The 17,381-nt window shown below is 64.3% G+C and carries 19 protein-coding genes and 2 tRNA genes; 8 read left to right on the top strand and 13 right to left on the bottom strand.

Annotation, left to right across the window (positions count from 1 at the left end):
• Position 1 precedes the first annotated feature (1 nt).
• The 3 genes from JYK05_RS04890 to rpsU all read left to right on the top strand — a co-directional run bounded on the left by JYK05_RS04890 (position 2) and on the right by rpsU (position 1,312).
• Positions 2-595 (top strand): YigZ family protein, encoded by a 594-nt coding sequence (locus JYK05_RS04890; protein WP_175940033.1) that lies wholly within the window; start codon positions 2-4, stop codon positions 593-595.
• Positions 592-924 carry a 2Fe-2S iron-sulfur cluster-binding protein gene (locus tag JYK05_RS04885; RefSeq protein WP_371826405.1) on the top strand — a complete coding sequence of 111 codons (333 nt, stop codon included), beginning with the start codon at positions 592-594 and terminating at the stop codon, positions 922-924. Before JYK05_RS04890 ends, JYK05_RS04885 begins: the two co-directional genes overlap by 4 nt.
• Before the next feature lie 175 nt (positions 925-1,099).
• The gene (gene rpsU / locus JYK05_RS04880; protein ID WP_006999077.1) at positions 1,100-1,312 is read left to right on the top strand and encodes a 30S ribosomal protein S21; all 213 of its coding nucleotides are present in this window, start codon (positions 1,100-1,102) and stop codon (positions 1,310-1,312) included.
• A 468-nt stretch (positions 1,313-1,780) separates the two neighbouring features.
• Here the strand turns inward: rpsU and JYK05_RS04875 are convergent.
• The 4 genes from JYK05_RS04875 to JYK05_RS04860 form a co-directional block, all read right to left on the bottom strand.
• Positions 1,781-1,857, bottom strand: a tRNA-Met gene (locus JYK05_RS04875).
• A 55-nt stretch (positions 1,858-1,912) separates the two neighbouring features.
• The gene (locus JYK05_RS04870; protein WP_175940032.1) at positions 1,913-3,439 is read right to left on the bottom strand and encodes a peptide MFS transporter; all 1,527 of its coding nucleotides are present in this window, start codon (positions 3,437-3,439) and stop codon (positions 1,913-1,915) included.
• A gap of 247 nt (positions 3,440-3,686) precedes the next feature.
• Positions 3,687-4,313, bottom strand: a complete 627-nt coding sequence (locus tag JYK05_RS04865; protein WP_206467956.1) for a LysE family translocator — start codon at positions 4,311-4,313, stop codon at positions 3,687-3,689.
• 47 nt (positions 4,314-4,360) lie between these two features.
• The gene (locus tag JYK05_RS04860) at positions 4,361-5,539 is read right to left on the bottom strand and encodes a porin (RefSeq protein WP_206467955.1); all 1,179 of its coding nucleotides are present in this window, start codon (positions 5,537-5,539) and stop codon (positions 4,361-4,363) included.
• Between the two features lie 204 nt (positions 5,540-5,743).
• On the opposite strand from JYK05_RS04860, the gene JYK05_RS04855 reads away from it, so the two are divergent.
• Positions 5,744-6,487 carry an SDR family oxidoreductase gene (locus JYK05_RS04855; RefSeq protein ID WP_206467954.1) on the top strand — a complete coding sequence of 248 codons (744 nt, stop codon included), beginning with the start codon at positions 5,744-5,746 and terminating at the stop codon, positions 6,485-6,487.
• Between the two features lie 3 nt (positions 6,488-6,490).
• Here JYK05_RS04855 and JYK05_RS04850 read toward each other — a convergent pair whose 3' ends face one another.
• Positions 6,491-7,183, bottom strand: a complete 693-nt coding sequence (locus tag JYK05_RS04850) for a ribonuclease HI family protein (RefSeq protein ID WP_206467953.1) — start codon at positions 7,181-7,183, stop codon at positions 6,491-6,493.
• A 173-nt stretch (positions 7,184-7,356) separates the two neighbouring features.
• On the opposite strand from JYK05_RS04850, the gene JYK05_RS04845 reads away from it, so the two are divergent.
• Complete coding sequence (locus tag JYK05_RS04845; RefSeq protein ID WP_206467952.1) at positions 7,357-7,893, top strand: PRC-barrel domain-containing protein; 537 nt, start codon at positions 7,357-7,359, stop codon at positions 7,891-7,893.
• Positions 7,894-7,928: 35 nt separating this feature from the next.
• Here the strand turns inward: JYK05_RS04845 and JYK05_RS04840 are convergent, their stop codons facing one another.
• The gene (locus JYK05_RS04840; RefSeq protein WP_175940026.1) at positions 7,929-8,174 is read right to left on the bottom strand and encodes a hypothetical protein; all 246 of its coding nucleotides are present in this window, start codon (positions 8,172-8,174) and stop codon (positions 7,929-7,931) included.
• Positions 8,175-8,260: 86 nt separating this feature from the next.
• On the opposite strand from JYK05_RS04840, the gene JYK05_RS04835 reads away from it, so the two are divergent.
• Positions 8,261-8,539 (top strand): hypothetical protein, encoded by a 279-nt coding sequence (locus tag JYK05_RS04835; RefSeq protein WP_371826404.1) that lies wholly within the window; start codon positions 8,261-8,263, stop codon positions 8,537-8,539.
• 25 nt (positions 8,540-8,564) lie between these two features.
• On the opposite strand, the gene JYK05_RS04830 is transcribed toward JYK05_RS04835, so the two are convergent.
• Together JYK05_RS04830 and JYK05_RS04825 are read right to left on the bottom strand one after the other, a co-directional pair.
• Positions 8,565-9,302, bottom strand: coding sequence for a DUF2968 domain-containing protein (locus JYK05_RS04830; protein ID WP_206467951.1), 738 nt, complete (start codon positions 9,300-9,302; stop codon positions 8,565-8,567).
• A 272-nt stretch (positions 9,303-9,574) separates the two neighbouring features.
• Complete coding sequence (locus JYK05_RS04825; RefSeq protein WP_206467950.1) at positions 9,575-10,156, bottom strand: hypothetical protein; 582 nt, start codon at positions 10,154-10,156, stop codon at positions 9,575-9,577.
• Positions 10,157-10,369: 213 nt separating this feature from the next.
• On the opposite strand from JYK05_RS04825, the gene JYK05_RS04820 reads away from it, so the two are divergent.
• Positions 10,370-10,651 carry a hypothetical protein gene (locus tag JYK05_RS04820; RefSeq protein WP_175940023.1) on the top strand — a complete coding sequence of 94 codons (282 nt, stop codon included), beginning with the start codon at positions 10,370-10,372 and terminating at the stop codon, positions 10,649-10,651.
• 205 nt (positions 10,652-10,856) lie between these two features.
• A complete protein-coding gene (locus JYK05_RS04815) occupies positions 10,857-11,231 on the top strand; it encodes a hypothetical protein (protein ID WP_175940022.1) in 375 nt (124 codons plus the stop codon).
• Positions 11,232-11,925: 694 nt separating this feature from the next.
• On the opposite strand, the gene JYK05_RS04810 is transcribed toward JYK05_RS04815, so the two are convergent.
• The 5 genes from JYK05_RS04810 to acs form a co-directional block, all read right to left on the bottom strand.
• Complete coding sequence (locus JYK05_RS04810; protein WP_206467949.1) at positions 11,926-12,315, bottom strand: DUF3597 domain-containing protein; 390 nt, start codon at positions 12,313-12,315, stop codon at positions 11,926-11,928.
• A 315-nt stretch (positions 12,316-12,630) separates the two neighbouring features.
• A tRNA-Ser gene (locus tag JYK05_RS04805) sits at positions 12,631-12,720 on the bottom strand.
• Positions 12,721-12,763: 43 nt separating this feature from the next.
• A complete protein-coding gene (locus tag JYK05_RS04800; RefSeq protein ID WP_175940020.1) occupies positions 12,764-14,794 on the bottom strand; it encodes a sodium:solute symporter family protein in 2,031 nt (676 codons plus the stop codon).
• A complete protein-coding gene (locus JYK05_RS04795) occupies positions 14,791-15,147 on the bottom strand; it encodes a DUF4212 domain-containing protein (RefSeq protein ID WP_206467948.1) in 357 nt (118 codons plus the stop codon). The genes JYK05_RS04800 and JYK05_RS04795 overlap by 4 nt, the downstream gene beginning before the upstream one ends.
• A gap of 80 nt (positions 15,148-15,227) precedes the next feature.
• On the bottom strand, positions 15,228-17,210 hold the full coding sequence (gene acs, locus JYK05_RS04790; protein WP_206467947.1) for an acetate--CoA ligase: 1,983 nt from the start codon (positions 17,208-17,210) through the stop codon (positions 15,228-15,230).
• Positions 17,211-17,381 lie beyond the last annotated feature (171 nt).

Here is a 17,381-nt window from a genome sequence, read left to right as displayed (position 1 = left end):
CTTGCCCACTTATACGCTCGCCTCTCCCGTCAGCGCCGAAATCGACGTGCGCAAGAGCCGCTTCATCGCGCTCGCCATTCCGGTATCCGACCGCGACGCCGCGATGCAGGAACTCGACCGCCTGCGCGCCGAGCATCCGACGGCCACCCACGTATGCTGGGCGCTGCTGGCGGGCGGGCAGTCGGGCATGTCCGATGACGGCGAGCCCTCCGGCACGGCGGGCCGCCCGATTCTCGAAGTCCTGCGGCATCACGAAGTGGACGGCGTGTTGGCGGCGGTCGTGCGCTACTACGGCGGCATCAAGCTGGGCGCGGGCGGACTCGTGCGCGCGTACACCGACGCCATCGCCACCGCGATGCAGTCGGCCGAGCGCGTCGAGCGCATCGAGCGTGGCCTGCTCGCCGTCGAGATCGACTACGCCGACGAAGCGCGTGTGCGCCGCTGGATCGAGCAGCATGAAGCCGAGCTGGTCGACAGCGCGTACGGCATGACGGTGCGGCTCGTCGTGCGCATGGCCGCCGCCGCGCGCGAATCGGCGGCCGCCGAGCTGCGCGATCTCACGCACGGACGCGCGAACGTCGAGGTGCGCACGTGAGCGAGCCGCGCGTCTTCGCGATGACCGTCGCGCCGCGCGGCGATGTCGTCGAGGTGCAGCCGGGCGAAACCCTGCTCGACGCGGCATGGCGCGCGGGGCTGTCGCTGCCCCGCTCGTGCCGCAACGGGACGTGCCGGACATGCATGTGCCGGCTGGGATCGGGCGAAGTGGACTATCGCATCGAGTGGCCGGGGCTCACGGCGGAGGAAAAGGCGGACGGCTGGATTCTGCCGTGCGTGGCGCTCGCGCGCTCGGACGTGACTATCCACCAGCCGGACGCGGGACCGCGCGAGCTCGAAGACCGTCCGCGCCGTTCCCGCGGCTTCTGAGCCAACACGAGGCCGGGTTATTCAGGATTTGTCGTCTCGATTCAACAACCTACGATGTGAATCCCGAGCCGCGCCGCACAGAATCTCGTGCAAAGAGGATGCAGCGCGCCTCTCAGAAAGTGTACAATTGCGCTTTGCCCTAAATTCTGGCAGGGCCAGATCAACCGAGATTTCAATGACTAAAGTACTGTTGAAAGAGAATGAGCCTTTCGACGTCGCCATGCGACGTTTTCGTCGTACCGTCGAACGCACGGGCCTGATTCAAGAACTCAAGTCGCGCATGGCGTACGAAAAGCCGACGACCGAGCGCAAGCGCAAGAAAGCTGCTGCTGTTGCTCGTCTTCGCAAGCAAATCCGCCGCGCGCAACTGCCGAAGAAGTTTTATTGATCGCTGCGCGAAGCCATCGACGGCGGGTGTGACGCCCTCGTCTTTCGGATTGCGTGGTGGGTCGGCGGTCTGAATTCGAACGGGTCGCGGTTTCGCGGAAGCGGCGGTCAAAACGCCGGACGCGAAAGCTCGCTGATAGCACGTCTTGCGCGTGCGCCTGGTCGGACGACGGCCAAAGGATTCGCAAAAAGCCTGCATGAGTTGGTGCTCATGCAGGCTTTTCGTGTTTGGGGTGGTCCGCGCTGAGCGAGGGCTTCAGGCGAACCAAGTAAGTCGAGCCGACGACGAACGCACTCGCCTAGCGACCGAACAGGAGCATAGAGAGTTTGACGATGGACGGAGAACAAGCAACGCAACTGCGTTGTTCCGATGCGTCGAGGAGAGAATATTAGATCGGCGCTTGCGCCACTGAGACAACGTCTCCAAGCGGCGTGTTACAACGGCCGCCGGAAACGCGATTTTGAATTCTGGTTGCGGGGGTAGGATTTGAACCTACGACCTTCGGGTTATGAGCCCGACGAGCTGCCAGACTGCTCCACCCCGCGTCTGAAGACTTAGATTATAGACTGAACCGCTCCGCGTCGTCAAACAGTGTTTCGCTCAAGACGCAGAAACGGGCGTCATGCGCTCCGCATCGGCGCTCGCACCCGAGCCTGCCGCGCGATGATGCGCCAGCGACAGTCTGCCGAGCAGCGGCAACAACACGAGCGCGATCGCCGCCCCGCCCGTCGCCAGCCAGCCGAGCGACACGAAAAGATGCGTGTACAGAGGCAAGGACTGAAGCGGATCGAGATGGCCCGGCGGCATGCGCGCGACATTCGCCACGACAGTGCCGAGATACTGCGACACGCCTGTCGCCACGAAATACGCGCCCATCATGAACCCGCTCATGCGGGCCGGCACGTAGCGCGCGATCATCGCGAGGCCGAGGCCGGACACCAGCAATTCACCCAGCGAATAGAGGCCGTAGCCCGCCACCATGAACCACGACGACACACGGCCCTCCACCGCGTAGCGTCCGCTCAGCCCGAACACGAAGAAGCCCACCGCGACCACCACGAAGCCGAACGCATACTTGGCAGCCACCGACACGTCGCGGCCGCGCCGCGCGAGTGCCGCATAAGCAACGGCGAGCAGCGGACTCAGAATCATGATCCAGATCGGGTTCAGCGCCTGGAACTGCGCTGCGCTCCACGTGAAGAGATGCACGCCGGCAACCGAGAAAGCAGGATCAACATTGCGCAGCGCGAACAGCGTGAGCGACGTCGACATCTGCTGATAGAACACGAAGAACAAGATGACCTGCAGCGTCAAAATGAGCGCCGCCCAGAGGCCGGCCCGCTCGCAGCGGTCGCAGCGCACGAGCATATAGCCAAAGATCGCGAGAATGCCGAGCGCGGCGGCCCAGACGCAAACCCTCGCCACCGTCTGATGCTGGAGGATGAACACCGTCGCCGCCGCGAGCACGGCACCGCCGGCCGCGACCGCGACAAAGCGGCCCCAGCGCATCGGCTGGTCGTCCGGTGCGGAACCCACATGCGCAAGCGTGCGGCGCGTCAGCGCGGAATTCACGAGACCGAGCACCATGCCGCCGCAGCATACGGCGAACGCCGCGTGCCAGCCCCAGTGGTCCTTGATCCACGGCGTCGCGAGCATCGAAAACGTCGATCCGATATTCACCGCCATGTAGTAAATCGTAAAGGCACTGTCGATGCGCGCTTCGTCGCCTTCGTAGATGCGGCGCACGAGATTCGCCGCGTTCGACTTGAAGAGCCCGTTGCCCACCACGATCACGCCGAGCGACGCATACATGAAGCCGAGCGCGTCGTAGGGCAGCGCGAGCATCAAATAACCGAGCGACAGCACGATCGCGCCGAAGGTCATCGTGCGGCGGGCGCCGAGCACCTTGTCGCCGATCCAGCCGCCGATCGACGGCGCCGAGAACACGAGCGCGGAAAATGCGCCCCATGTGAGATTGGCGTAATCGTCGGCGAAACCGACTTTATCGATCATGAACAGCACGAGTAGCGCGGCCATGCCGTAATAACCGAAACGCTCCCACATTTCGATTAGAAAGACGGTCGCAAACGCGCGCGTCTGCGACGCGGCGGGCGATTGATTATTCATGGGAAATTCCTTCAACCACAGAAGCGGTACGACGCCTTCGAAAACGCGTAAAGATTGAAACGAACTCGTCCTAAACAGACGACGACTGAGGAAAAGCACGTGATTATCGCTTATCGCTGCTTGAGAAGGCGTGCATAAGCCGCAACGACTTATTCCGAATCAAGTCGCCGAGCTTTCAAACGCGCGATTGGAGAAAATCGTGAAAAGAAAAATGACAAACGTCCCGGTGCGCGGACGAGGCGCGTTCTCAGGCCGCCGGACGGCGCACCAGCGCGAGCATCACGCCGAAGCCGACCATCAGCGCGCCGCTCACGCGATTGAACCACCTGAAACCGCGAGCGCCGCGCGAAAGCGTACCGAGTCGCGCGCCGAGCGCCGCGTAAATGACGATCGCGACAAGCTCGAACAGCAGGAATATCGCGCCGAGAATCGCAAAGCTCGTCGCATACGCGCCGCGGTCGACGAATTGCGGAAAGAAGGCGGTGAAGACGAGAATCGCTTTCGGATTACCGGCGGCGACGAGAAACTCCTGCTTCGTGAGCCGCGCCAGTCCGGCAGCGCCCGCGCCCTCCGCGCCCGTGACGGTTTGCGGTCCCGAGCGGATCAGCTTGATGCCGATCCACACGAGGTAAGCCGCGCCCACGAGCTTGATCGCCGTGAAAAGCGTCTCGGACGCGAGCAGCAACGCGCCGAGTCCCAAGCCGGCAATCGCGATCATGACGGCGAACGCGGCGAGCCGTCCGAACGACGCGAGCACCGACACGCGCACGCCTCGACGCGCGCCGTTAGAAAGCGAGAGCATGTTGTTCGGCCCGAACGCCATGTTGATGGCGAAACACGCCGGCACGAACAGCGAGAACGTCTGAATCGACATGAGACCCCCTTCGAGGCGAGCAACGGATTCTCGCCAAATTAACAGATTCAGAAGCGGTGGCGAATGCCTGTCGTGAACATCAACTGATTGCGGCCGCTCGACGGGTCGCTCGTGTTGATGACGGCGGGCGCGTCCGACGACGCGCGCTGATAGATGGACTCGACATACACGTCGGTGCGCTTGCCCAGCAGATAGTCCACCTGCAACGCGCCTTCGTGCCAGTGCGCGCCGCCGCCGTTCGTGTACACGTACATGCCGGCGAGCAGGATCGCGGGCGTCAGCTTGTAGATGCCGTTGATCTCGTAGTTATTGAGCGCGAGCGAGGGCAGCGCAGCGCCGGTATCCGCGTCGTTCACCCCGGAATTGATCGAGCGGGAGAACGCGCCGGCAAGCTGAAAGTCGCCGATGCCGTAGCTCATCGCGACGCCGAAGGTGTTCTGCCGCTGCACGTTGGCCGCGATGACGGCGCCCGGCGCGTTGCCGGGCAGCGCGAGCGCGTCGTACGCGCCGCCGGTCGTGTTGCCGCGTCCGTCGTTGTGCAGATAGGCCGCCCCGGCGCTGAACGAATCGAGCGTGTAGTTGGCGCCGACGCTGTACGCGCGGTTATTCGCGAACCCGCCCGCCGCGTTCGAGAACGCGTACAAGCCGCCGAAGCTGAAGCCGCCGTACGTCGCGCTCGTGTATTTGACGGAGTTGGCCGCGAGGAACGAGTTGTTCGCGTTGTCGTTGTCGAGCACATGCGCGAAGGCCGTGCCGCCCGTGCCGCCCGTCAGCGTGAAGGGCGCGAAATAGTCGTGGATGGAGTCGTACTGACGGCCGAACGTGAGCGTGCCGAGCGCGTCGGTGCCGAGGCCGACGTACATCGGGTGATCGTTGAGCCCCTGCCCCGTCGACACCGCGTAGCCGCGTTCGAGCCGGAAGATCGCCCGCGCGCCGCCGCCCAGATCTTCGCTGCCTTGCAGCCCCCAATAGCTGCCGTCGATGGTGCCGGTCGTCAGCCGGTACTGCGCATGCCCGCCGACATTGCTGACATACGCGAGGCCGGCGTCCAGTTCGCCATAGAGCTGCACTGAGCTTTGCGCCCATGCCGCGCCGGGCACGCCGATGAATCCGATGCAGGCCGCGAGCGCTGCCGCGAAGTTCGGGCGGGCGGCTGCGGGAGATGCTGTGCGCCGGGCACGGCTGACGGACGGCGCGGCCTTGCGCGCGGTTGGACGGATGGGCATGAAAAAACTCCAGATCGTTTCGCGGCTGACGATTGTCGATTCTGCAGCGCATCTTGTCAGGTAAAAAAGCGCCCGTCGCGCAGATGTGACTCATTACCAACGGATGAGCGCGAGCCCCTTTCCAATCCGGCATTTCGGCGCTATTGAGGCGAGCGCCGCTAGAATCGGAAGACATCGGCTCCTTTCATGCAAACGGACCTCTCCATGCCACAGACCACTCTCGCGATCGTTACCGGCCACACGCGCGGCCTCGGCGCGGCGCTCGCCGACGCCCTGCTCTCCCGCGACGCCGAGATTCTCGCGATCTCGCGCAAACGCAATGCAGCGCTGGCGGCGCGCTTTCCCGGCCGGCTGCACGAAGCCGAGCTGGATCTCGCCGATCTGGCCGCGCTCGGCGCCTGGCTCGCGGACGGCGCGCTCGGCCGCTTTCTGGCGCGCGCCGATCGCGTGCTGCTCGTCAACAATGCCGGGATGCTCGCGCCGGTCGGTCCGCTCGCGGATCAGCATGCGGGTGCGGTCGCGCGCGCAGTCAGCGTCAACGTCGCGGCTCCGCTGATGCTTGCCGCAGCCTTCGCCGCCGCGAGCGCGCACGTGGCGGACCGGCGCGTCGCCCATATTTCGAGCGGCGCGGCGCGCAACGCGTATCCCGGCTGGAGCATCTACTGCGCGACGAAGGCCGCGCTCGACCATCACGCGCGGGCGGTCGCGCTCGACGACAACGGCGGCTTGCGCATTTGCAGCGTCGCGCCGGGCGTCGTCGATACGGACATGCAAGCCGAGATTCGCGGCACCGCGCTCGAGCGTTTCCCTCTGCGGGAGCGCTTCGATACGCTTAAGCGCGAGGGCCAGCTCGCGACGCCCGAGCAGTCGGCAAGCAAGCTCGTCGATTTCCTGCTGAGCGATGCCTTCGGCAGCACGCCGACCGCGGATATCCGCGAACTCGGCTGACCGTCAGGCCGCCGACACGGCGCACGCGGGCGCATCGGCGACGGCGAGCGCCTCGCGCGACAGCCGGTCCGCGTGCGCGTTGCGGGCGCGCGGAATCCATTGCAGGCGAACTTTGCCGATTTGCGCGATGAGCTTCCGCACGCGCGCCGCGTGATCCGCGAGCGAGCGGATGCCCTCGGCTTCGCCGCCCCGAACGTCGTCGATGACCACGCGGCTGTCGCCATAGATCGTCAGATTGGCGGCGCCTTCGCGCTGCGCCGCTTCGAGGAGCGCAGTCAGCGCGAGATACTCGGCCACGCTGCTGTCGCCTTGCCCCGCCGTCGCGCTGATTTGCAGCGTGCGGCCCTCCGGACTCTTGAGCACCGCGCCGATACCGATGCGCCCCGGATTCGGCAGCGCGGAACCGTCGAACCAGCCTGTCCACGCGCTGGCATCGTCCGGTCGCGGCGCGGAGGAATGCGGCCGCGGCGGGCGGTTCGCACGCGCCAGCCTGCGCTGGCGCAGCGCGTCGGCGGCTCGCGCGTGCGCGGCGCGACGCGCATCGACCAATTCTCTCAAGGACTGCGTGCCCGCTGCCTTCGTCAGCGTCTTCACGAGCGCCGCGTGCTCGGAAAAGGCCGCGCTCTTGACGAGCCGGCGGCTTTCCAGACGTTCCCTCTTGTAGGCGACGGCGAGCAGTTCCTCGAATTCGATCATGGGCGGCACGAAGGATGAACGAGCCCGCAGCTTAGCAGAACGCGGCGGGCGCACGGGCGCGGGAATTGCTTATCGAGAGGAGCCCGAACAAGAATCGACGCAGCAAACCGGGCAACGATGAACGGTCAGCCAGACACACGCCTGAACATCAAGGAAACGCCAAGGAGCAGATCATGAACCGACCGATGGAGGAATCGTCCGGTGGTGCAAAGATCATCGGCAAGGGCGCCGCGACGGCCGCGGGTCCCGGCCCCGACGTCATGGCGGCGAGCACGCTGGATGGCAACGCGGTGCTGAGCAGCGACGGGCACGACGTCGGCTCGCTCAAGGAAATCATGCTGGATGTGACGAGCGGCCGCGTGGCGTACGCGGTGCTGTCGAGTGGCGGCTTTCTCGGCATCGGGGACAAGCTGCTGGCCGTGCCTTGGAGCGCGCTGACGCTCGACACGGACAACCGCTGCTTTCGCCTCGCGGCGACGGCCGACCAGGTGCGCAATTCGCCGGGATTCGACAAGGACGCGTGGCCGTCGATGGCCGATCCCGTCTGGGCGAGCTCGGTGCATCAGCACTATGGGCGCGAGCCGTACTGGTCGAGCGGGTCGAGCGGGTCCAGCGGGCCCGGCGCGCCGAGCACAAACGACGTCACCGACACGGGCGCGATCCCGCCCGGCGGCGTCGACGCGCCGGAAGCCGGCGGCGTGAAGCTGTAGCGAAGCGCGCGCCGGACGGCGCGCGTGAGCGGCAATCAGTCGAGCGGACGCTCGCCGAGCGGCAAGTCGACGTCTTGCGCGTCGTCGCCCATGAGCACGCGCAGGACATCGGTTGCGAACTCTTCCACCGCAAAGTGCCATTCGAGCGAGCCGACCGGGAAGTCGTTCGGGCTGCACTTGCCCTGCGCGCGACGGATCGCGCCGACGGACAGACTCAGCGCGCGCGCGTGCTGGAAATGCGGATCGTTTGAATCGAGAAACGGCAATTGATCTTTATCCATGACACCCTTCTGGCCCCGGCCGCTGACACATAACAACGATATCGGCCGGAACCGGAAATTCTTTAGTACCGGCTTTGATTAAATCCTTGCCGCCCGCCCTGCGGCGAGAACGTGCGGAGAAAACGCTTATGCAGCCCTATCGGAACGTTGCGGGCAATTCCGGCGTGTCGGCTTACGAGATTCTGCGCGACGGCATTCGCGTGCGCTTCGCCGACGGGCGGACGTATCTCTACAACTACCGCGAGTCGGGCCGCGCGCACGTCGAGCAAATGAAGCGGCGCGCCCGCGCCGGTCGCGGGCTCAGCAGCTACATTTCGCAGACTCGCGTTCCGTACGCCGCCAGAGACGAGCGGAGAGACGCCTGACGGCGCGAGCGCCCGAGATTTTGCCTCAACGCCCCGATGGCAGATGTGGCACCGTTTCGTTGCTGGTCGCGGCGAGCTGGTGCATTTGCCGTTGCAACTTACTCAGCTGCGCCTGAGCCGCAACGCGCCGGGCTTCGAGCTGCGCGAGATCCTTGCGCACCTCTTGTTGCCTGAGCGCCACTTCCTGGTCCTGCGTACTGCCGCGCTGGAGATCCACGCGAGAACGTTCGACCTGCGCTTCCGACTCGGCAATCAGCCGTGCGAACTGCTCGTTTTGCGCCTGCAAGTGCGCGCGCCGCAATTCCGCTTCCGCGAGCCGCACTGCCTGCTCGACGAAATGACGGAACGCGGGCTCGGCGGCGTCGATATCGCCCGCTTTCAGCACGCGCCATACGGCGTCCTCATGATAGAGCACGGCATAGTACGTCAGGTCGCGCGGATAGAACAGCAGGCTCGCACTATACGCGAAACTCTGAAATGTCCGGAAAACGGCGAGCGTCGACTGCTGGATCAGCCACTCCACCTCGGCAATTTGCGCCGCCTGCAGAGCGTGCGTGGCGAACGGCGTCGACGCGCCGTTCGGGCGCAGCGGCGTGACGCGGGTGGCGGTCGAAGGCGCGGCGGGTGCCGCTTCGTCGGAGGACTCGAGTCCGTCGGGCTTGTTCTGCGCAGCGAAGCGAACCGGAGCATTCGGTTTTTGGCGCAGGAGAAACGACGGCGCGTTATCGAGCAATGTGCCTCGTCTGCTCAGCAGGCTTTTCACGATGACTCCACGTTTGACTTACGGCTGCGATTTTGACGGTTCCTGACGACAGCCAGGGTGCTTTTATCCGCGTCGCATATTTTGAATATTCGCAGTGATTATTCTGGATAACGAACGAGCGGCGATGCAAATTGACCGAATTTTCGGCTGATGAAACAGTATAGGCGAGCGATTTCCAGATGCAATCGAAGCTGCGCGAGCGACAAAACCCTCCGCGAGTCAATGCGGTAAATGGTGCGTAAAGCCGCTTTTCGTTTCGCGGGCACAAATCATTACATGTGCCGGTAGACGGCCTGCATTCCGCTCACGCGCAAATTGGCAAGTTGCGCCGAGCGCGCTTTCGACATCAGCGCCACCATTCGCATGATTCGGATGCCCTGAATGCCGCACGCGATGCCGGGCGTATCGGCCAGCCGCGCTTCGAGATTCTTCATCCGCCCGTAGAGGTTCACGATCGGCTCGGCCGGCGTTCCCACCTTGATCGCGTAATTCGCGTCGCCGTTCGTCACGACGGGCACGCTCAGCCGATCGGGGCCGGCCTGACCGTCGACGAAAGAATCGGCGAGAATCTCGGGCGCTTCGAAATGCAAGCGCCCTTCGTTGCGATCCCGAAAATATTCATAAACCGCCTCGAGGTGCGCAGTGGAAGTCCGTTCGATACGCCGTGCCGTTGCCGCACAACGATGCAGTTTCCAGTTCTCTTGCTGACTCACAGCGGCAATCAGATCGGCAATACGCGATCTCAATTCCGTTTCGCGTTTCTCGATGAGAGCGTCGAGCATTTTCGCTTCGTCGCTATTGCGGTCCGGCAAGCTTTCGCTCCATGCCAATAAATCGTTCAGTGTGATCGACATGAAACACTCCGTTGGATTGGCCCATTGACTCGAATTCGGGCGGCTCAGGTTCGTTTGGAGCGCGAATTGTAATGAATCGGCATCCGTTTGGTAGCGCCAATAATCATCGTAGATGGTTTTGAGATATGCGGCACGTTTCGTCTAAAGAGCGCGGCACAGCCGATGCTAGTTCCTCTGCACGGCGCGCCTCGCGCCTGGAACCAGGAGACAGCCATGAAAGCGACCGCAGCGATCGCAGGCGCCCTTCTCGCGCTTGCCAGTACCGCCTCCCTCGCGCAGGAGATGTCGCGCGACCAGTTGAACCAACGCCCACAGACGCAGCAGCAGGGACAGAACGCGTCGCCGGGGGGCGCAAACGATGCGTCGCAAGGCGGCGCGCCTTCCGGCACGTCCGGAAGCGGCACGCTCATGCAAAAGCGCGAGCAAGGCATGTCGCCGGATACGTCGCAACCGCCGGCGCGCGGATCTAAGTCCACCGGGACGATGAAGCAGTAACGCTCACGCCGTCAGATGGAGGCCGCACAGCGACGCCGGACGGCGAACCGGCGTTGCTGCGCGTGGCCGTCGCGAGCCGATCTCTGACTCATCGACGGAAAACGTAAAGGATCGTTGCCGACTGCGCGAATAGGAAAAGTCCTGCTGTATTTTGTCCGGCGAGCCGATTTAATGCCGCATTCTTCCGAAAAATGAGGCTCGCATCATGAAAGACCTGCACATTTCCGTCGACGCGAACGGCCGCGCAACCCTGTCGCACTCCACGCACATCAAGGAGCACTGCCTGAACCGCGCGCGTTTGCTGACGTCGCTCGTCAATATTGTCGCGGCGCCCGGCGGCTTCGAGCACTTCTGTTCGTACCCCGAGTCGATGCGCCGCGACATTCTGAGTCTTCTGCACTCGGTCGCCGAAGAACAGATTCCGCTCATCTCGGCACTGGAAGAACACACCGCGCGCGCGTCGTACGACCGCGGCGTGCAGGCCGCGCGCGAGTTCCTCATGCAGGAGCAGGCGGCGAATTCCGCGCTGCACTTCGACGCCGAAAATCACCAGCCGGACCAGATGGTCATCGCGCATTGAGCGACGGGTTCGTCCCATCTAACGCGCTAAGCAATCGGTGATGGATCGGGCCGCGCGCGCCATGTCGCGCGGCCGTCACCGTAACGCGCTTAGAAATCGAAAACGACAAGAAGAAAGACCATGCTCGTACGAAACGCCTGCTTCGCTCTCCTGTTTCCCGTCGCCGTCCTGACACTGAACACTGCCGCCTTCGCCAAGTACTCCGAAGAGTGGATCGGAGCCGGCAACGTCACGCACTCGCAGACGGCGCCGCGCACCAGCGAGAAAGCGGCCGCCGCTTCGGGCGCGGCAGCGTCGCGCGCGCCTTCGCAGCCGAGCCGTTCGAAAACGCCGCAGACAGCTTCACCGTTCGACAAAGATCCGATCGCCGCTTATGCCGACGATCCAATCGCGGAGTTCGCGCGTCCTCGGTCGAAACGCAACCATCTTTGATGCTGCAAGGAGAAAGCGCGAATCGTCCGATTCTCCGCCTCCGCGCGCTCGGCTAATCTTGCGCGCTGTCGCAGGGGGCGCTCTGCCATCGCCCGCCCTGCCATGTGCGCGACGGTTTGCGCATTATCAGAGGCGCGGACGTGCAGGCAGGCGACCTCTTGCGACGCCCTCTTTCTGCATCAGCGCAAAGCGATGAACGCGAAAAAGCCCGCGATTCAGCAATGAAAATGCTGGATCGCGGGCTTTTGCTTTGCGCGCGCGTTCAGCCGACGAGATCGGCCGGCAACTTGCCGCCGTTCGCGGCGAGCGCCTGCATCAGTTGCTTGTGCAGCCAGATGTTCATCGAAGCGGAGTCGTTCATGTCGCCGCTGTACTTGAGTTCTGTGGCGAGTTGCTTGCGATGATCGAGACTGCTGTCGACGTCGAGCAGCTTCATCATGTCGACGATTGAAACGCGCCAGTTCAGTTGCTGGCTGCTCTCGCTCGCCAGTTGATCCATGACGGCGGCGACGTCGATGTCGGACAGCGGCGCGGGAGCGGCAGCCGCCTCGACGATTGCCTGCGGCGCGGGGTCCGGCGCGGCGACGGGTGCCGGGTCGGCGGGTTTCGCTTTGTGGAAGATCTTGCCTACGATGTCACCGAAGATGCTCATGTCTGTATCCTTTGCGAGTTAGCTACGGAAGTGCCGGCCGCTTGCCGGTCAGCGACGGGACGCGGCGATGGCTGCCGGGGCTTCAACGTTGGGCGCTTCGGGAAGTTGACTCGTTGCGACAAAACGGGGCGGATCTTGATGAATAGTTGCAGTGGTGATTAGGAGTCCGGTTCATGCTGACCAAAGCTGCCTTGTTGCACGATCCCTTTCGGCGGACGTTGCGACCGCGCTACGACACCCACATGCCCTTGCCGAGCATCGACAAAAACAAAAATCCCGCAAGCCGATGAGCTGTGCGGGATTCGGGAATCAGGCTGGCGGAGAGAGGGGGATTCGAACCCCCGATAGGTTTTACCCTATACACGCTTTCCAGGCGTGCGACTTAAACCACTCATCCATCTCTCCGGAAGACTGCGATTATACCAAGTTCCCGCCGCCCGCCTAGCCCCTACGGGTGACGAATGTAGTCGACGAGCGCGCGCGTGTACTCGTCCGGTTTGCGATCGAAGAGACTCACCGCAATTGCCACCGCGAAGCCGGCCGGCACGCCGAACACGCCCGAGCTGATCGGCTCGATGCCGAACCAGCGCGGCCCGTCGAAGCCCGTCAGGTGCGTGAAGAACGGATACGTCGACACGATGTAATACACGCACACGATCAGCCCCGCGATCATTCCGGCGACGACGCCCCGCTGCGTCGTGCGCTTCCAGAAGACGCCGAGCACCAGCGCCGGAAAGAGACTCGACGCCGCGAGCGAAAACGCCGCGCCCACGAGAAACAGAATGTTCCCCGCATTGAGGGACGCGACGTATGACGCAAGCAGCGCAACGCCGAGCAGCAGTATTTTCGAAATCGTGACGCGCCGCTGGCTCGTCGCGCGGCGATCCACCATGCAGTAATACACGTCGTGCGACAACGCGTTCGCGATGGTGAGCAGCAGGCCATCCGCCGTCGAAAGCGCCGCGGCCAGCGCGCCCGCCGCAATCAGTCCGGACATCACGTAAGGCAGGCCGGCGATCTCGGGCGCGGCGAGCACCACCATGTCCGGCTGCATCTGAATGCCGGCCCAGCGCACGACGCCATCGCCGTTGATATCGCCGATACGGATCAAATACGGCTCGATGTGGCGCCACTGCGTCACCCATTGCGGCAGCTCCGCGAAGCGATGTCCGACGAGCCCCGTCAGAATTTCGTGCTTGATCAGCACGGCGAGCACCGGCACCGTCAGATAGAACAGCGCGACGAAAAAGAGCGTCCAGCCGACCGAACGCCGCGCCGATGCCACGGACGTCGTCGTGTTATAGCGCGTGAGAATGTGCGGCAAGCTCGCCGTGCCGATCGACAAGCACAGGATGAGCGAGAGAAAGTTCAACCGGTGCGCCCGCGCGCTGCCCTGCTCAGCCGTGCCGGAGGACGACGCGAACGCAGCGGTCAGCGGCACCGGGGCGGCGACGCGCTCGTTCAACGCATCGCGTTCGCGCGACCACTTCGCCTGCGCATCGGCGGGATCGCGCGGAAACGACGCGAGTTCGCGCTCGCGTTCGCTGATCTCGCGCAGCGGGCCGTTGTGCCGGCGCAAATCGGCGATCTCGGCAACGAGCCGCGCGTGCTCGTCGAAGAACGATCGCGGCAGCGCATCGATGCGCTCCTGCGCGCGCGCCGCCTGACGCGCAAGATCGGCGCGGGCGCGCGCTTCGTCGGGCGAGACGGCGAGCGCGCGTTCGAGCGTCTCGACGCGTTCCATCACGCGGCCATAGTTGAGTTGCGGGAACCATCCGAGCCCGTCGCGATGCGCGATCATCGAGACGGGAATCAGCATCGCGCTGATCAGGATGATGTATTGCGCCACCTGCGTCCACGTCACCGCGCGCATGCCGCCGAGAAACGAGCACACGAGAATGCCCGCGAGCCCGCAGAAGATGCCGATCGAGAACTCGATGCCGATGAAGCGCGACGCGATCAGCCCGATGCCCTGAATCTGCGCGACCAGATAGACGAACGAGCACAGGATCGCGGCGATGGCCGCGAGTCCGCGCACAAGGTTGCTCGAGAAGCGCGTGCCGAGAAAATCGGGAATCGTGTAGCGCGCGAGCTTGCGCACGTACGGCGCGAGCAGGAAGGCGACGAGGCAATAGCCGCCGGTCCAGCCCATCATGTAGGCGAGGCCGTCGTAGCCGCTCGCGTAGATGGAGCCGGCCAGTCCGATGAACGACGCCGCCGAGAGCCAGTCCGCCGCCGTCGCCATGCCGTTGAACGCGGAAGGCACGCGCCGCCCGGCCACGTAGTATTCGACGAGATCGGACGTGCGCGAGAGCAGCCCGATAACCGCATACACGGCGATCGGCACGAACAGGAACACATAGCCGACCCACATGCCCGCGCCGGCCGTGCGCTCGATACGTTCCATCACGAAGATGAACAGCAGAAAGCCGAGCGTATAGAGCGCGTAAGTGACGATGAGCCGGTTGGTGAGCTTCATCGCCGGGCGTCGTCCTGCTCGCCATCGTGCGCGCTGGCTTCGTCGACGGCGCGCGCGAGCCGCGCATCGGCGAGTTGCATCAGCACGATATAGACGGCGATCAGCGTCACGTAGACGAGAATCGCGCCCTGCGCGCCGAAGAAGAACGGCAGCGGAAACCCGGCGATGCGCAGGTGTTGCAGACGCTCCGCGAAAAGCGGCACGCAGAACGACACGACGAATCCGACGGCAAGCAGCACCGAGATCAGCGCGACATTGAAGCGCCAGTACGCGCGATGCGCGCGCGCCGCGGCCGCCGGGACGCGCGGCGGCGGGGCAAGCGTGGGATTGAGCGGATCGGCAGGCGTGACCATGCGGTTATGTACCAAAACCGCGTGGCATCGGCAATCGGGATCGACCGCCGCTTATTCGGCGGCGGTCGTTTAGAACAGCTTTAGCGCGCTTCGCCCAGTTGATCGAGAATCGCGGGATTCTCCAGCGTGGACACGTCCTGCGTGATCTCCTCGCCCTTCGCGAGCGAGCGCAACAGACGCCGCATGATCTTGCCCGAGCGCGTCTTCGGCAAATTCTCGCCGAAGCGGATGTCCTTCGGCTTCGCGATCGGCCCGATCTCCTTGGCGACCCACGCGCGCAGCTCGTTGGCGACCTGCTTCGCTTCATCGCCTTCCGGACGCGCGCGCTTGAGCACAACGAACGCGACCACGGCTTCGCCAGTCGTGTCGTCGGGACGTCCGACCACGGCTGCTTCCGCGACGATCGGATTCGCGACCAGCGCCGACTCGATCTCCATCGTGCCCAGACGATGGCCCGAGACGTTGAGCACGTCGTCGATGCGGCCCATGATCGTGAAATAGCCGGTCTCCTTGTCGCGGACCGCGCCGTCGCCGGCGAGGTACAGCTTGCCGCCGAGTTCTTCCGGGAAGTAGCTCGTCTTGTAGCGGTTCGGATCGCCCCAGACATTGCGCAGCATCGACGGCCACGGGCGCTTCACGACGAGAATGCCGCCCTGCCCGTTCGGCACGTCTTGCCCGGTTTCATCGACGATCGCGGCCATGATGCCCGGCAGCGGCAGCGTGCACGAACCCGGCACGAGCGGCGTGGCGCCCGGCAGCGGCGTGATCATGTGGCCGCCGGTTTCCGTCTGCCACCATGTATCGACAATCGGACACTGCCCGCCGCCGACGTTCTCGTGGTACCACATCCACGCTTCCGGATTGATCGGCTCGCCGACCGTGCCGAGAATGCGCAGCGTCGAGAGATCGTAGCTCTTCGGATGCACCTTCGCGTCCGCTTCCGACGCCTTGATGAGCGAGCGGATGGCCGTCGGCGCGGTATAGAAGATCGTGACCTTGTGGCGCTGGATCATGTCCCAGAAGCGGCCCGCGTTCGGGTACGTCGGCACGCCTTCGAACATGATCTGCGTTGCGCCGATGGCCAGCGGCCCGTACGCGATATAGCTGTGTCCCGTGATCCAGCCGATGTCGGCGGTACACCAGAAGATGTCGCCCGCCTTCATGTCGAAGGTCCACTTCATCGTCTGCGCGGCCCACAGCAGAATGCCCGCCGTGCTGTGCTGCACGCCCTTCGGCTTGCCCGTCGAGCCGGACGTGTACAGGATGAAAAGCGGATGCTCCGCGCCGACCCACTCGGGCTCGCACTGCGCCGCTTCGTTCTCGACGATTTCGTGCAGCCACACGTCGCGCCCTTCGTTCCACGCAACGTTACCGCCCGTGCGCCGATACACGATGACGTCCTTCACCGCGTCGCAGCCGCCGGCCGCAAGCGCTTCGTCGGCGATGCTCTTGAGCGGCAGCGCCTTGCCGCCGCGCATCTGCTCGTCGGCGGTGATGAGCGCGACCGCGCCGACATCGACGAGCCGCTCGTTGAGCGACTTCGACGAGAAGCCGCCGAACACCACCGAATGCGTCGCGCCGATACGCGCGCACGCCTGCATGGCGACGACGCCTTCCACGGACATCGGCAGATAGATGACGACGCGGTCGCCCTTCTTCACGCCGCGCTTCTTGAGCGCATTGGCGAGGCGGCAGACGCGTTCGAGCAGGTCCTGATACGTGACGTTGGTCACGGTGCCGTCGTCGGCTTCGAAGATAATCGCGTTCTCGTTGCCGCGCCCCGCTTCGACGTGCCGGTCGAGACAGTTATACGAAGCGTTCAGCTCGCCATCCGCGAACCACGTATAGAACGGCGCGTTGCTTTCGTCGAGCACGTTCGAGAACGGCTTGTGCCATGAGAGCGTTTCCCGCGCGAGCCGCGCCCAGAAGCCTTCGTAGTCGCGCTCCGCTTCGGCGACGAGCGCCTTGTACGCGTCCATGCCCGAAATCGCCGCGCCGGACGAAGCCTTGGCTGACGGCGGAAACACACGTTTTTCCTGAAGAACCGATTCGATCGCAGACATCGACAACCCCTCCGATGGTGATTCCAAAAGCCGGCGGCGCGCTCGACGCTTGAGGCGGGCACGCCGCATGTTATTGAGGTTCGAAAGCGTCACGCGCACGGGCGTTCTCGCCGAACCCTGTCTCCTGTCGACCGGCTCCGCCGTCTCGCGGATTGCCGGCCACTTGCAACC

The organism is Caballeronia sp. M1242 (assembly GCF_017220215.1).
Lineage (GTDB): Bacteria > Pseudomonadota > Gammaproteobacteria > Burkholderiales > Burkholderiaceae > Caballeronia.
Note: the sequence above shows the minus strand (reverse complement) of the source record. Positions and strands in the feature narration are given on the sequence as shown.

What these genes read in the sequence shown, in the direction of transcription:
- rpsU (WP_006999077.1), top strand. Translation starts at nt 1,100, where the DNA reads ATGACTAAAGTACTGTTGAAAGAGAATGAGCCTTTCGACGTCGCCATG.
- JYK05_RS04870 (WP_175940032.1), bottom strand. Translation starts at nt 3,439, where the DNA reads ATGAATAATCAATCGCCCGCCGCGTCGCAGACGCGCGCGTTTGCGACC.
- JYK05_RS04865 (WP_206467956.1), bottom strand. Translation starts at nt 4,313, where the DNA reads ATGTCGATTCAGACGTTCTCGCTGTTCGTGCCGGCGTGTTTCGCCATC.
- JYK05_RS04860 (WP_206467955.1), bottom strand. Translation starts at nt 5,539, where the DNA reads ATGCCCATCCGTCCAACCGCGCGCAAGGCCGCGCCGTCCGTCAGCCGT.
- JYK05_RS04855 (WP_206467954.1), top strand. Translation starts at nt 5,744, where the DNA reads ATGCCACAGACCACTCTCGCGATCGTTACCGGCCACACGCGCGGCCTC.
- JYK05_RS04850 (WP_206467953.1), bottom strand. Translation starts at nt 7,183, where the DNA reads ATGATCGAATTCGAGGAACTGCTCGCCGTCGCCTACAAGAGGGAACGT.
- JYK05_RS04845 (WP_206467952.1), top strand. Translation starts at nt 7,357, where the DNA reads ATGAACCGACCGATGGAGGAATCGTCCGGTGGTGCAAAGATCATCGGC.
- JYK05_RS04840 (WP_175940026.1), bottom strand. Translation starts at nt 8,174, where the DNA reads ATGGATAAAGATCAATTGCCGTTTCTCGATTCAAACGATCCGCATTTC.
- JYK05_RS04825 (WP_206467950.1), bottom strand. Translation starts at nt 10,156, where the DNA reads ATGTCGATCACACTGAACGATTTATTGGCATGGAGCGAAAGCTTGCCG.
- JYK05_RS04820 (WP_175940023.1), top strand. Translation starts at nt 10,370, where the DNA reads ATGAAAGCGACCGCAGCGATCGCAGGCGCCCTTCTCGCGCTTGCCAGT.
- JYK05_RS04815 (WP_175940022.1), top strand. Translation starts at nt 10,857, where the DNA reads ATGAAAGACCTGCACATTTCCGTCGACGCGAACGGCCGCGCAACCCTG.
- JYK05_RS04810 (WP_206467949.1), bottom strand. Translation starts at nt 12,315, where the DNA reads ATGAGCATCTTCGGTGACATCGTAGGCAAGATCTTCCACAAAGCGAAA.
- JYK05_RS04800 (WP_175940020.1), bottom strand. Translation starts at nt 14,794, where the DNA reads ATGAAGCTCACCAACCGGCTCATCGTCACTTACGCGCTCTATACGCTC.
- JYK05_RS04795 (WP_206467948.1), bottom strand. Translation starts at nt 15,147, where the DNA reads ATGGTCACGCCTGCCGATCCGCTCAATCCCACGCTTGCCCCGCCGCCG.
- acs (WP_206467947.1), bottom strand. Translation starts at nt 17,210, where the DNA reads ATGTCTGCGATCGAATCGGTTCTTCAGGAAAAACGTGTGTTTCCGCCG.